Source organism: Micromonospora sp. NPDC005194, from assembly GCF_040608335.1.
Lineage (GTDB): Bacteria > Actinomycetota > Actinomycetes > Mycobacteriales > Micromonosporaceae > Micromonospora.
In genome coordinates this window covers 1-12,579 of sequence record NZ_JBEXIA010000067.1, presented here as the reverse complement: position 1 = coordinate 12,579, position 12,579 = coordinate 1, and the positions used below count along the sequence as shown (strand labels likewise).

Genomic DNA, 12,579 nt, shown 5'->3' with positions numbered 1-12,579 from the left:
AGTGAGCCGGGGTTGCGAGCCCCGCAGTCGCGAACGTTGGCGGACCGGTGAGCGCGAGGAGTGAGCCGGGGTTGCGAGCCCCGCAGTCGCGAACGTTGGCGGACCGGTGAGCGCGAGGAGTGAGCCGGGGTTGCGAGCCCCGCAGTCGCGAACGGAGGGGAGACCGGTGAACGGCGAGACGGTGAGTGTGGGCACGACGGACCATCCCGAGGGGGAGCGGTTGCGGGGGCGGATCGCGGCGGAGTTGGCGCGCGCCCGGTCCCGTACCGCCCTGCTGACCGAGGCGGTCGACGACGCCGACCTGATGCGCCAGCACTCTCCGTTGATGTCGCCGTTGGTCTGGGATCTGGCGCACGTCGGCAACCAGGAGGAACTCTGGCTGGTCCGTGATGTGGGTGGCCGCGAGCCGGTCCGCTGCGACATCGACGAGCTGTACGACGCGTTCAAGCAGCCCCGCCGCGACCGGCCCGCGCTGCCGCTGCTGCCACCGGCGGAGGCGCGTGCCTACCTGGGCACGGTCCGGGACAAGGTGCACGACCTGCTCGACGCCGTGAGCTTCACCGATCGGCCGTTGGTCGCCGCCGGGTTCGCCTTCGGCATGATCGTCCAGCACGAGCAGCAGCACGACGAGACGATGCTCGCGACCCACCAGCTGCGCGCGGGCGCGGCGGTCCTGCACGCCCCGCCACCACCCGAGCCGACCGCCCGCGTCGGCGGTGAGGTGCTGGTGCCGGCCGGGGAGTTCACGATGGGCACCGACACCGACCCCTGGGCCCTGGACAACGAACGTCCCGCGCACCGCGTCGACCTGGCCGCGTACGTCATCGACGCCGCGCCGGTCACCAACGGCGAGTACGAGGCGTTCATCGCCGACGGCGGCTACGACGACCCGCGCTGGTGGAGCGCGGCGGGTTGGGAGCATCGTGTTCGGGAGCAGCTCGTCGCGCCGATGCACTGGCGTCGCGACGGCGACGGCTGGGCGTACCGGCGTTTCGGCCGGTGGGATCCGGTGCGCGCCGACGAGCCGGTGGTGCACGTGTGCTTCCACGAGGCGCAGGCGTACGCCGCGTGGGCCGGTAAGCGTCTGCCGACCGAGGCGGAGTGGGAGAAGGCCGCCCGGTGGGACCCGGCGACCGGGCGGTCGCGCCGCTACCCGTGGGGCGACGGGGACCCGACCGAGGCGCACGCGAACCTCGACCAACGTCACCTGCGGCCGGCGCCGGTGGGAGCGTACCCGGCCGGCGCGTCGCCGCTGGGCGTGCACCAGCTCATCGGGGACGTCTGGGAGTGGACGTCGACCACCTTCCGCGGGCATCCCGGCTTCACCGCGTTCCCCTACCGCGAATACTCGGAGGTCTTCTTCGGCGACGACTACCGGGTGCTGCGCGGCGGCTCGTTCGGCACGGACCGGTCGGCCTGCCGGGGTACGTTCCGCAACTGGGACTATCCGATCCGGCGGCAGATCTTCAGCGGCTTCCGTTGCGCCCGGGACGCCGCACCGGACGAGTCGCGCCCGTGACGCCGCACCGGGCCGGCACTGCGGCGGCCGGATTGCGCTGATGTGCCGTCACCTGGCCTATCTGGGGCCGCCGGTCACGCTGGCCGAGTTGCTCTTCGAGCCGGCGCACGCACTCGTACGCCAGTCCTGGGCGCCTCGCGACATGCGCGGCGGCGGCACGATCAACGCCGACGGGTTCGGCGTCGGCTGGTATCCGAGCGACGGCGAGCCGGTGCGTTACCGGCGTGCCCAGCCGATCTGGAGCGATCCGACGATCGCCGAGCTGGCTGCGGTGACCCGCGCCGGCGCTGTGCTGGCCGCGGTCCGCTCGGCCACCGTCGGGATGGCGGTGCTCGACGGCGCCGCCGCGCCGTTCGCCGAGGGTCGGTGGCTGTTCAGCCACAACGGTGTGGTCCGGGGCTGGCCGGACGCGATGGTGTCGCTCGCCGCCGGCCTGCCGGTGCGTGACCTGCTGACCCTGGACGCGGCCACCGACTCGGCCCTGCTGTGGGCGCTGGTGCGGCACCGGCTGCGCGCCGGTGACGACCCGGCGGAGGCGGTGGCCCGGACGGTGGCCGAGGTCGCCGTGGCCGCTCCGGGGTCGCGGCTGAACGTGCTGCTCACCGACGGGCGGCGGGTGGTGGGCACCACGTCCGGCCACGCGCTGTCGGTGCGTGCGGCGGCGGGCTCGGTGCTGCTGGCCTCCGAGCCACACGATGACGACCCCGGATGGCGGCCGGTGCCGGAGGGGCACCTGGTCACGGCCACCGTGGACGAGGTGCGGATGTGCCCACTGCCGACCCGGTGAGCCGCACCGGTCGGGCACGCGAGGTGTGTGACTGAGCAGAGAGGCAGAACCGATGACCGCGGAACCGTTGGAGATCTACCTTGAGCCGCAGGACCTGGAGCGTGGTCTGCGTCAGGACGTCCGGGCCGGGTTGACCGCCGAGCCGAAGTGGCTGCCGCCGAAGTGGTTCTACGACTCGCGGGGCAGCGAGCTGTTCGAGGAGATCACCCGGCTGCCCGAGTACTACCCGACGCGGGCGGAGCGGGCGGTGCTGGCCGAGCACGCACCGGACGTGGCGGCGCTGACCGGTGCCAAGACCCTGATCGAGCTGGGCTCCGGCTCGTCGGAGAAGACCCTGCTGCTGCTGGACGCGTTCACCCGTCGGGGCGGCCTGGGCACGTTCGTCCCGTTGGACGTGTCGGTCAGTGCCCTGCTGGGGTCGACCGCGCAGATCGCCGCCGACTATCCGGGGCTGCGGGTCCGGGGCATCGTGGGGGACTTCACCCGCCAACTCGACCGGCTGCCCACCGGCGGTCGGCGGTTGGTGGTGTTCCTGGGCGGCACGATCGGCAACCTGCTGCCGGCCGAGCGGGCCGACTTCCTGGCCGCGATGCGCGCCGCGCTGGAGGTCGGCGACTGGCTGCTGCTCGGCACCGACCTCGTGAAGGACCCGTCGGTCATCGTGCCCGCGTACGACGACGCGGCCGGGGTCACGGCCGAGTTCAACCGCAACGTGCTGTACGTGATCAACCGGGAGTTGGGCGCCGACTTCGACCCGGAGGCGTTCGAGCACGTCGCCCGCTGGGATGCCGACCACGAGTGGATCGAGATGCGGCTGCGGGCGACGCGCCCGATGCGGGTCCGGGTGCTGGACCTGACGGTCCAGTTCGCCGCGGGGGAGGAGCTGCGGACGGAGGTGTCGGCGAAGTTCCGCCCGGAGCGGGTGGCCGCCGAGCTGCGCGACGCGGGCTTCGCGGCGACGAACTTCTGGACCGACCCGGACGGGCTCTTCGGGGTGACGTTGGCCCGGGCGCGGTGAGGCTGTTCACCACGACTTCCGGCCCGGGCACGGTGAGGCTGTTCACCCACGGCGTCCGAGCCGCTCGGTGATCGGTTAAGCTGGTCGCGCGAAGGGGAGTAGCCCTCAATGTCGTGGTCGACATACTGGTGCGTTCCGCACCCGGCCACGCGGCCCCGGTCTCCGGGGCGGGCGAGACCTTCGACTCAGGCTGTTACAGCCGGGTCGAGGGCGCCCCCGTACCTCCTCCCGGCGTGAACGGGAAGGATGTCATGGAGGGATTCCTCGCCGCGCTGGTCGTCAGCTTCGGTGTCATTTTCGTGGCCGAGCTGGGAGACAAGTCCCAGCTGATGGCGCTGACGTTCGCTACGCGGTTCAAACCGATTCCGGTGCTGATCGGCATCACCGTCGCCACGGCGGTGGTGCACCTGGCGTCGGTCGCCATCGGTTCGGGCCTCGGCGCCGTGCTGCCCACCGAGTGGATCTCCCTGGTGGCCGGTGTGGCGTTCCTCGGCTTCGGCGCGTGGACCCTGCGCGGTGACACGCTCACCGAGGAGGAGAAGCGCAAGGCCGAGAAGACCAGCAAGACCGCGATCGTGGCGGTGTCGGTGGCGTTCTTCCTGGCCGAGCTGGGCGACAAGACGATGCTCGCGACGATCACCCTGGCCACCAAGTACGGCTGGTTCGGCACCTGGCTCGGCTCCACGATCGGCATGGTCGCCGCGGACGCGCTGGCCATCCTGGTCGGTCGGATGCTCGGTCGCCGCCTGCCGGAGAAGACCATCAGGTACGGTGCCGCGGTGCTCTTCGCCATCAGTGGCCTCTGGCTGATCCTGGAGGCCGTCAACGAGCTGACCTGAGCACCGACTAGCCGCCCCGCTGGCGGGTAACGGCTCCGGGTGGAGCCGGCGGAGCTGCTGCGCCACGGCGACGAGGTGCTGGTCGCCGTGGTGGAGGTGGCCGGGGCCCTGGTGATCTTCGTGGGTGCCGTCTGGGCGGCGGTGCGGTTCGCGGTCGAAGGGCTGCGACACCGCACCGCCGCCGTCTTCACTCCGATCCGACTGTCCCTGGGCCGGTTTCTGACCCTCGGTCTGGAGTTCCAGCTGGCCGCCGACGTCCTGCGCACCGCGGTGTCACCGTCGTTCACCCAGATCGGCCAGCTGGCGGCGATCGCCACGATCCGGACGGCGCTGAACTACTTCCTGGGCCGGGAGATCCGGCAGGAGCAGCGGCAGGTCACCGACGGGCAGCGGCGGCCGTGAGCGGTGCGCTGGTCGAGGTGGTGACCGCGCTGGCCCTGGTCGCCGGTGTGGTCACGGCCCTGTGCACCGGTGCCGTCCGGGTCGCGGTCCGGGTGCTGTTGGACCTGCTCACGGCGGCCGGCCTGCTTCGCCTGGCCGGTGATCCGCAGTGGGGTGGCCTGGCCGCCGCGGCGGCGATCGTCGCGCTGCGCCAACTGCTCGCGGCGGCGTTGAGTCTCGCGCCGCCGTGGTCGCGCCGACAATCCCCGCCGCGCTGCGCCGAGGACGATCACCACTTACCGTGGGCAGTAGCAGCGAAACAGGGAAAAGCGGGAGGATAACCACATGAGCCGGCACGACGAACCGAACGAGTACGGCTACGCCGGTGGCGCCACCGCTCCCGAGCCCCAGCCCGGCGGCAAGCCCGACGAGCAGGACCTCGCGGAGGAGGTGGCGGTGCCCGGCGACGATCTCACCGCGCCGGCGACCGACGCGCTGGCCGACGAGACCGAGGAGCGTCGCCCCAGCGAGCGCCGCCGCTGACGCGTCACGCCTAACGGCGGTCGCCCGCACGGGCGACCGCCGACGCCGTTCGGGTCAGGCCCGACCGCCGGCGCCGTTCCGGTCACGACCGACCCGAGTGAAGGCAGCTCGTCCGTGACCACCCTGTCGGCCGGTGCCAGGTGTGAGCTGACCACCGTGAGCGCGGCCAGCGTGCGGGCGATGTCGGTGGCAATCGGGATGGCCCGACCGCGCAATCCCTCCCCGCCCGCTGTCTGGACCACCGCCGCGGAGATCGGCGGGGGCAGCGCCATCCCGCCGAGGGCGGCCACCACCGCAAGCGCCGCGCCGCGCGGCTCCCGCAGGTCGCGCCGACGACGAACTCGCGCTTGAGTTCCAGGCCCGCCACGAGAACGAAGACTGCCAGCAGCCCCGATTGGCGCGGCCCAGGTCGAGGCACCAGCGCTCGCCGTCGGGCCAGGGCGCCCCGGGTGTACGACTCGCCCCCCATGGCGTCCTCGCCCCGATCAGCGCGAGGGGCAGCAGTACGCCTCCGATGGTGGGGTGCGGGCGATCACGCGGCGTCCGGGAGGGGGGCGGCCAGAGATCGGCCGTGGACTTTTCCCGGATGTCGCCGCTGCCGAATGACCCTTTGTCGGGTTGGTCATGTGGGCGCACTTGTTCGCCTCGAAAATGCATAACTCCGGACATAAGCCCTATGAGGGGCTTTAATGGTTTCACGAGTTGGCAGACGACCTTGGGGGTTTTCGTGAAGTTCTTTGGCGTAACCGGACCCGCACGGAGGCACTCCTGATGGACCTGCTCCGCCAATTGCGCCACGTGCGTCGGCACTGGTGGGTCGTGCTGGTCACCGTCATGGTGGCCCTGGGCGTCTCGGCGTTTCTGACCGTACGGGCCCAGCCCCGGTACGTCGCTTCGGTGACCTTCTTCGTCACCACCCCCAACCAGGGCGTCAGCGACGCCTACCAGGGTGGTCTGTTCCTTCAGCAGCGGGTCAAGTCGTACGCCGACCTGCTCAGCAGCGATCGCCTGGCGCAGAGCGTGGTGGCCGAGACCCCGGTCGGGCTCACCGCGGACGAGGTGCAGCGCCGGGTGACCACCTCCACGGAGACGGGCACCGTGCTGCTGCGCGCCTCCGTCACCGACACCGACCAGGCGCGGGCGATGCGGGTGACCGAAACCCTCGCGGCAAAGTTCGTCGAGCTCGTGCAGAAGGTCGAGACGCCGCCCGAGGGCAAGGCGCCGATCAAGATCGAGGTGGTCAGCGGCCCACGGGTCAGCGCCAGCCCCGTCTCGCCGCAGCCGGTCCGCAACCTCACGCTCGGCGGTCTGGTCGGTCTGGCGCTCGGTGTCGGCCTGGCGATCCTGCGCGGCGTCGCCGACGTCCGCCTGCGCGACGCCGCGGGCCTGCAACGCGCCACCGGAAGCCCACTGCTCGGTGAGATTCCGTTCGAGAGCGCCGCCCGCACCGCTCCGCTGATCGTCGGCGAAGCCGCGACGTCGGCGCGCGCGGAGGCGGTCCGCAAGCTGCGGACCAACCTGCGCTTCGTGGACGTGCACGAGCCGGCCCGGGTCATCGCCGTGACCAGCGCCCTGCAGGGCGAGGGTAAGACGACCCTCTCCTGCAACCTGGCCATCGCCCTGGCCGAGGCGGGCTGGCGGGTGCTGCTGGTCGACGCGGACCTGCGCCGCCCGAAGGTCGACGAGTACCTGGGCCTGGACGCGGGCGTTGGTCTCACCGACGTGCTGGTCGGCGACGTCCAGGTCGGTGACGTGGTGCAGCGCTGGGGCGACAAGTCCCTGCTGGTGCTGCCCAGCGGCTCCGCGCCGCCGAACCCGAGCGAACTGCTCGGCTCCAAGGCGATGGCGGACCTGCTGCTCGCGCTGCGCGAGTCCACGGACATCGTGATCATCGACACCGCGCCGCTGCTCGCGGTGACCGACGGTGTCGTGGTGGCCGTCCAGGCCGACGGCGCGCTGCTGGTGAGTCAGCAGGGCCGTACGTCGCGAACCCAGGTGGCCGCGGCGGCCCGCTCGCTGCACTCGGTCTCGGTGCGGTTGCTCGGCTGCGTGCTGAACATGGCCAAGGTGGCCAAGGCCGAGGCGTACCAGTACGAGGCTTACCGGGTGGTTACCTCGTCGGCGACGCCGTCGGTGCCGACCGACCGGGCCACCGCAGCCCGGCACAGCGAGGGCGCCGGCGTCAACGGCGTCAGCGACCGCACCCAGGAACTCACCCGGTTGCCCCGATGAGCGCGGCGAGGGGTCGTAGCGAGCGTTCGATCTCCTCAGCGCAGCGACGGAAGTCGGCGGCGGTCCCGCCGATCGGGTCCCGCAGGTCGTCCGCGTCCGGGGCGGCGGGTTGCAACCGTCCCCGGGCGTGGGCGGCGGCGGCGATGGCGGCCCGCAGCGGGTCGTCGCGCGACTCGGCGGGCGGCTCGGCCGCCGCCGCCAGTCGGCCGAACTGGCGCAGGGTGAACGTCCGGTGCAGCGCGCCGGGCGCCAGCGCGGTGCAGATCGAACGCTGCCGCCGTGTCGCGGTCAGCACGAGCGTCGCGTCGGCGAGGTGTTCGGGACGCAGCGTCCGGCTGGCGAAGGCCGCCGGGTCGCCGCCGCCCTCGGCCGCGACCTGGGCCGCGTACGGGTGCATCGCCATCCCGTCCATCGCGTCGGTGCCGGCGCTGGACACCAGCACGGGCCGGTCGGCCAGCAACCGGCGGGCCAGGTACTCGGCCATCGGCGAGCGGCACAGGTTGGCGTGGCAGACGAACAACACGCGGTCGGCCATCGGGAGCCCTCTCGTGGGTGCGGACACGGGTCTCCACACCCCGAGGGTGGTGCGTCGACGCCGCTGGCCGCGCGGGGAGGGGATGTCGGCATCGTACGCGGGCCGACCACCCGCCGGACGTGCTGCCGCGCCGGCCGAGGCCGATCCGTGGTCCTCGGCGGTGCCCCGGTGAAGATCGGCATCCTGTCGTACCACTTTCCACCCGAGCCCGCCTTCATCCCCGGCAGCCTCGCGGAGGAGCTGGCCGCGCGCGGGCACGAGGTCCGCGTGCTCACCGGCTTCCCGGACTACCCCGGCGGCCACGTCTATCCAGGGTGGCGGCAGCGCTGGCACCACGAGACGCACAGTCAACGGCTGGCGGTCCGGCGGGTGCCGCGCTACTCCGGCGGGGCCACCTCCACGTACGGGCGGATGGTCAGCTACCTGTCGTTCGCGGGCAGCGCGTCGCTGGCGGCGCGTCGGTTCCTTGGCGACGTGGACGCGCTCTACGTCTTCCAGCTGCCGGCCACCACGTTCGCCACCGCCGCTCTGTTCCGGCTGCTTCCGAAGGTGCCGGCCGTGTTGCACGTACAGGATGTCTGGGCACGCGACGGCGCGGACGCGGACGGCGACGGCCGCTGGTCGGCACGGATGGGCGCCGCGATGACCCGCATCTACCGGACGGCCGCGCGGGTCGCGGTGGCCGCACCGTCGATGCGGGACCTGGTGGTCGCCGCCGGGGCCGACCCGGCCCGGGTCCAGCTGGTGCTGAACTGGACCGACGAGCGCATCTTCTACCCGGCGACACCCGGCGCGGCGGCTCGGCAGATGGTCCGCCGGGATCGCCGGTGCGTGGTCATGCACGCCGGGACCATCGGCGCCCGCCAGGGGCTGGAGACGGCGGTACGGGCCGCCGCGGCGTTGGACCGCACCATGGATCTGGTCCTGGTCGGGTCGGGCGCGGATGAGCAGCGGGTGCGGGGGCTCGCCGCCGAACTGAAGGCGGAGAACGTCCGCTTCCTTCAGCGGCGGTCGCCGGTCGACATGCCCGAGCTGTACGCCGCCGCCGACTACCAGCTGATCATGCTGCGCGACCTGCCGGAACTTCGGGGCATGGTGCCCGGCAAGCTGCAGGCCGCGCTCTCCTGCGCCGCGCCGGTGGTGGCGTCGGCCGGCGGGGACACCGCCGAGCTGGTCGAGCGCGCCCGAGCCGGGTTGTCGTGCCCTCCCGAGGACTGGGCCGCGCTGGCCGACCGGTTCTGGTTGGCCGCCACCATCCCGCCGCCGGCGCGCACCGAGATGGGCCGCCGGGGCCGACAGACGTACCTGCGGGAGATGTCGTTGCCGGCCGGGGTGGACCGCATCGAGCGGTTGCTGCACGAGGCCGCCGGCCGGGTCCCGCAGGGTGCAGGAGAGCCGCGAGGAAACCTCGCGTAAAGGACGAGAAGGCCCATAACCGTACGAGATCCCTTGCAACGTGCTAAGAACGTCAGGGAATCGAACGGACTGTCCGATTCCGGCAAACGGGAGTGTGGTGTGACGGAGAGCGAACGGCCGCGTCGACGGCGAAGCCGATCCCGGCGTCGCCGGCGCGCACGGCTGCGACGGGCCCTGCTCGGCGCCCTGGTGGTCGGATCACTGCTGCTGGCCAGTGGCGGATGGATCGGCTTGCGGGGCTGGCAGGCGCGCGCGCACCTGCTCAACGCCGCCGGCCTGGCCCGGGAGCTGAGCACACAGGTGGTCGGCGGGGACACCGACCGTGCTCTGCGGACTCTCTCCGCTCTGCAGGAGCAGTCCGGCGCGGCCCGAGCCGCCACCTCCGACCCGAGCTGGAAGGTCGGTCGGCGTACCCCGATCGCCGGCGACGACCTCGACGCGGTCCGGCTGATCGCCATCGCCATCGACGACCTGGCCCGGCGGGCGTTCCCGACCCTGCTGCGGACGGACCTGACCAGCCTGGTGCCGGCCGAGGGTCGGTTGGACCTGGCCCGGCTCAGCTCGGTCTCCGCAGAGCTGACCCGGGCGAACGACGCGGTGCAGGCCACCCGCCGTGACCTGAGCGAGGTGCCCGTCGACCGGCTGGTCAACCAGGTGCGCCAGGCGCTGACCGATCTACGTGGCGAGATCGACCGGCTGGCCAGTCTCACCGCTGCGGCCGACCAGGGCGCACGGCTGCTGCCGCCGCTGCTCGGTGCGAATGGCTCGCGGCGTTACCTGCTCGTCTCGCAGAACCTGGCCGAGCTGCGTGCCACCGGCGGCATGTTCGGCGCGTACGCGATGATCGAGGCCGAGAACGGGCGGGTTCGGATGGGCCCGCAGGGCAGTAGCGCGTCCCTCGGCCGGTTCACTCCCGCGTTGAAGCTGCCCGCCGAGACCCGAGCGGTCTGGACCGACCTGCCGGGCATCTACCCCGCCGACGTGAACCTCACCCCGCACTTCCCGACCGCCGCCGCCCTGTACCGGGAGATGTTCCGGCGCAAGACCGGGACCACCGTCGATGGCGTTCTCGCCGTCGACCCGGTGGTGCTGTCCTACCTGCTGAAGGCGACCGGCCCGGTGCTGGTGCCCGGTGGAGTGCCGCTGGCCAGCGAGAAGGTCGTGCAGACCCTGCTCAACGAGACCTACCAGCGGCTGGGCACCGCGCAGCAGGACGCCTACTTCGCGTCGTCGGCCGCCGCGGTGTTTGACGCCTTCTTCAAGAAGAATGTCAACCCACGGGTGTTGTTGTCCGCATTCGACCGTGCTATCACGGAACGCCGGATATTGTTCTGGAGTGCTCATCCGGAAGAACAGCGGACATTCGGCGACAGCCGGATGGCCGGGACGCTCCCGGAACAGGACACCGTGCCGACTGTCGGCGTGTTCCTCAACGATGGCAGCGGCGCAAAGCTCGGCTACTACCTGCGGCCGACGGCGAACCTCACGGTCGGCGAATGCCGGCCCGACGGCCGCCGCGAGCTCCGGCTGCGGGTGACCCTGCGCTCGACGGCGCCGAAGTCAGGGCTCAGCAAATCGATCCTTGGCCTCGGTCTGGCTGGCGATCCGTACACCGTCCGCACGCTGGTGTCGATCTACAGCCCGGCTGGCGGCTCCGTGCTCGACGCCCGGCTCGACGGGGCTGAGACGGCACTGGGCAGCGGCACCGAACGCCGCCGCCAGGTGGCGACGGCCAACGTCGACATCGGCCCCGGCGTCGAGAGGGCGCTGGAGGTCACCGTCCTGACGGCCAAGACCGACGTCGGGCAGGCCGAGCTATGGCTGACCCCCACCGCCAGCCCGTGGACCACCCAAGTTCATTCCGCACCAAGCTGTGACCAGTAGGAGGGAACCAATCATGCGGCTATCCCGCATCATCATGGCGCTCACGGTCGGCCTGGCCGTGGTGGCCGTGCCGACGGCAGCGGGGGCGGCACAGCCGCAGCCGACGCCCAGCGCGACCACCGATCCGACTCAGCCGCCGCCGTACCCGCCGACCGCCGCGTCCCTGACCGTCAACCGGCCGACGATCTTCCTCGGCGAGACGGTCATCCTGACCGGCACCAACTTCGGCCCCAACGAGACCGTCGACATCACGGTGACCGTCACCCCGATTGCGGCCCCGGCCGCAGGCAAGGCGCCGGCCCGCCGCAGCGACGGCACCACCGTGGCCATGGCGCCGGTGGCGTACCAGGCGAGCGCGCCGCTGCAGTTCACGGCGTTCACCAACGCCCAGGGCGGCTTCACCAAGAGCTACAAGCCGTCGGTGACCGGTCTGCTGACCTTCACCGCCACGGGCCGCGAGTCCGGCCGGACCGCCAGCACGGAGCTGCGGGTGCTGCACAAGAAGCAGCCGCTGCCCGTCACCGGTGACAGCATCGGTACGCCCATGAAGCTCGGCGGCGGCCTCGTCGGCGCCGGCGCGATCATGCTGCTGCTGACCCTGGCCTGGCGTCGCCGCCAGCGCTTCAGCGGGGCCGCGCACTGATCGCCGTACCACCAACCGGGCAGTGCCCGGAGCGCACTTCAGGCTGGCGCCCGTCGGATCTCCCGACGGGCGCCAGCCCCCTGTCATCCCTCCGACGGGACGTGATCGACTCGCGTGGTCGGAAAACCGGCATCCGGACGACCGGGACAGCCCGATATCCAGGATCCCGAGTCGATCACACCCGCAGTTTCGCCCAGGTCGCCGTGCCCGGGACGTCCGCGCGGGCCTGGTCCCGGCGGAGGCGTGTTCGGGCAGGTCAGGTCGACGTGACCGGCCCGGTCGGGTTGCCCTGATCGTGGCGTCGGCGATGTGGGTGTGTCTGGCTGGCCGGATGCCGCGGTATCGCCGGTCTGGAGTCGATCAGCCCGGCTGTCCGGTGCGGCCGGTCGGGGTCGTGCCCGGTTGGGTGGGATGTCCGTTTCTGGGGCTGTTGGGGTGTGACCGGGTGCATCCGTGGGCTGGAATCGTGGCGGGCCGGGGGTCGTTACATACCCTGACGATCGCAGGACCACGGCCACCCGCCCCGCCCGCTCGACCGGCGGGGGAATGGCCAGCCCCGGGCCGGGTCGTTGCAGACCCCCCGGAACGACCGTGGGCTCGCCCCCGGGTCCGCTATTCGGCCCCGGTGGCCCGGGAATGACTCCGGCCCGACGGTCGTTACACACGGTCCCGGCGCCACGAGCCCCGCTCGCGGGCCGCCCCGGGAATCCCCCCGGCCCGACGGTCGTTACACACCGTCCCGGCGCCACGAGCCCCCCGCTCGCAGGCCGCCGCGCCGCGAG

Annotated in this window: 12 protein-coding genes and 1 pseudogene; 11 read left to right on the top strand and 2 right to left on the bottom strand. The window is 72.2% G+C overall.

What is annotated here, in order from left to right; genetic code table 11:
* The first annotated feature begins 166 nt into the window (after positions 1–166).
* From egtB to ABZU53_RS30955, 7 genes are all read left to right on the top strand, one after another.
* Positions 167–1,519, top strand: a complete 1,353-nt coding sequence (gene egtB, locus ABZU53_RS30985) for an ergothioneine biosynthesis protein EgtB (RefSeq protein ID WP_355069114.1) — start codon at positions 167–169, stop codon at positions 1,517–1,519.
* Between the two features lie 40 nt (positions 1,520–1,559).
* On the top strand, positions 1,560–2,306 hold the full coding sequence (gene egtC / locus ABZU53_RS30980) for an ergothioneine biosynthesis protein EgtC (protein ID WP_355069113.1): 747 nt from the start codon (positions 1,560–1,562) through the stop codon (positions 2,304–2,306).
* A gap of 52 nt (positions 2,307–2,358) precedes the next feature.
* Positions 2,359–3,324 carry an L-histidine N(alpha)-methyltransferase gene (egtD, locus tag ABZU53_RS30975; protein ID WP_355069111.1) on the top strand — a complete coding sequence of 322 codons (966 nt, stop codon included), beginning with the start codon at positions 2,359–2,361 and terminating at the stop codon, positions 3,322–3,324.
* Positions 3,325–3,575: 251 nt separating this feature from the next.
* Positions 3,576–4,163: a TMEM165/GDT1 family protein gene (locus ABZU53_RS30970; RefSeq protein WP_354862932.1), complete on the top strand. Its 588-nt coding sequence runs from the start codon at positions 3,576–3,578 to the stop codon at positions 4,161–4,163.
* A gap of 39 nt (positions 4,164–4,202) precedes the next feature.
* Positions 4,203–4,565 carry a DUF1622 domain-containing protein gene (locus tag ABZU53_RS30965; protein WP_354862934.1) on the top strand — a complete coding sequence of 121 codons (363 nt, stop codon included), beginning with the start codon at positions 4,203–4,205 and terminating at the stop codon, positions 4,563–4,565.
* Positions 4,562–4,885, top strand: coding sequence for a hypothetical protein (locus ABZU53_RS30960; RefSeq protein WP_354862935.1), 324 nt, complete (start codon positions 4,562–4,564; stop codon positions 4,883–4,885). Before ABZU53_RS30965 ends, ABZU53_RS30960 begins: the two co-directional genes overlap by 4 nt.
* A 4-nt stretch (positions 4,886–4,889) precedes the next feature.
* Entirely contained in the window at positions 4,890–5,087 is a 198-nt protein-coding gene (locus ABZU53_RS30955; protein WP_007460421.1) for a hypothetical protein, read from the top strand.
* Between the two features lie 137 nt (positions 5,088–5,224).
* Here the strand turns inward: ABZU53_RS30955 and ABZU53_RS30950 are convergent.
* Positions 5,225–5,478 (bottom strand): annotated as a pseudogene (locus ABZU53_RS30950) (Na+/H+ antiporter NhaA); the annotation flags it as partial.
* A gap of 380 nt (positions 5,479–5,858) precedes the next feature.
* Between ABZU53_RS30950 and ABZU53_RS30945 the strand changes: the two are divergent.
* Positions 5,859–7,319 carry a polysaccharide biosynthesis tyrosine autokinase gene (locus ABZU53_RS30945; RefSeq protein ID WP_355069110.1) on the top strand — a complete coding sequence of 487 codons (1,461 nt, stop codon included), beginning with the start codon at positions 5,859–5,861 and terminating at the stop codon, positions 7,317–7,319.
* On the opposite strand, the gene ABZU53_RS30940 is transcribed toward ABZU53_RS30945, so the two are convergent.
* Complete coding sequence (locus ABZU53_RS30940; protein ID WP_354863225.1) at positions 7,300–7,854, bottom strand: low molecular weight phosphatase family protein; 555 nt, start codon at positions 7,852–7,854, stop codon at positions 7,300–7,302. The genes ABZU53_RS30945 and ABZU53_RS30940 overlap by 20 nt on opposite strands.
* A gap of 168 nt (positions 7,855–8,022) precedes the next feature.
* On the opposite strand from ABZU53_RS30940, the gene ABZU53_RS30935 reads away from it, so the two are divergent.
* From ABZU53_RS30935 to ABZU53_RS30925, 3 genes are all read left to right on the top strand, one after another.
* On the top strand, positions 8,023–9,270 hold the full coding sequence (locus ABZU53_RS30935) for a glycosyltransferase family 4 protein (RefSeq protein ID WP_354863224.1): 1,248 nt from the start codon (positions 8,023–8,025) through the stop codon (positions 9,268–9,270).
* A 99-nt stretch (positions 9,271–9,369) separates the two neighbouring features.
* Complete coding sequence (locus tag ABZU53_RS30930) at positions 9,370–11,154, top strand: DUF4012 domain-containing protein (RefSeq protein ID WP_355069109.1); 1,785 nt, start codon at positions 9,370–9,372, stop codon at positions 11,152–11,154.
* A 13-nt stretch (positions 11,155–11,167) separates the two neighbouring features.
* Complete coding sequence (locus ABZU53_RS30925; RefSeq protein ID WP_354863222.1) at positions 11,168–11,797, top strand: hypothetical protein; 630 nt, start codon at positions 11,168–11,170, stop codon at positions 11,795–11,797.
* Positions 11,798–12,579: the final 782 nt, after the last annotated feature.

What these genes read in the sequence shown, in the direction of transcription:
- ABZU53_RS30970 (WP_354862932.1), top strand. Translation starts at nt 3,576, where the DNA reads ATGGAGGGATTCCTCGCCGCGCTGGTCGTCAGCTTCGGTGTCATTTTC.
- ABZU53_RS30955 (WP_007460421.1), top strand. Translation starts at nt 4,890, where the DNA reads ATGAGCCGGCACGACGAACCGAACGAGTACGGCTACGCCGGTGGCGCC.
- ABZU53_RS30945 (WP_355069110.1), top strand. Translation starts at nt 5,859, where the DNA reads ATGGACCTGCTCCGCCAATTGCGCCACGTGCGTCGGCACTGGTGGGTC.
- ABZU53_RS30940 (WP_354863225.1), bottom strand. Translation starts at nt 7,854, where the DNA reads ATGGCCGACCGCGTGTTGTTCGTCTGCCACGCCAACCTGTGCCGCTCG.
- ABZU53_RS30925 (WP_354863222.1), top strand. Translation starts at nt 11,168, where the DNA reads ATGCGGCTATCCCGCATCATCATGGCGCTCACGGTCGGCCTGGCCGTG.
- egtD (WP_355069111.1), top strand. Translation starts at nt 2,359, where the DNA reads ATGACCGCGGAACCGTTGGAGATCTACCTTGAGCCGCAGGACCTGGAG.
- egtC (WP_355069113.1), top strand. Translation starts at nt 1,560, where the DNA reads ATGTGCCGTCACCTGGCCTATCTGGGGCCGCCGGTCACGCTGGCCGAG.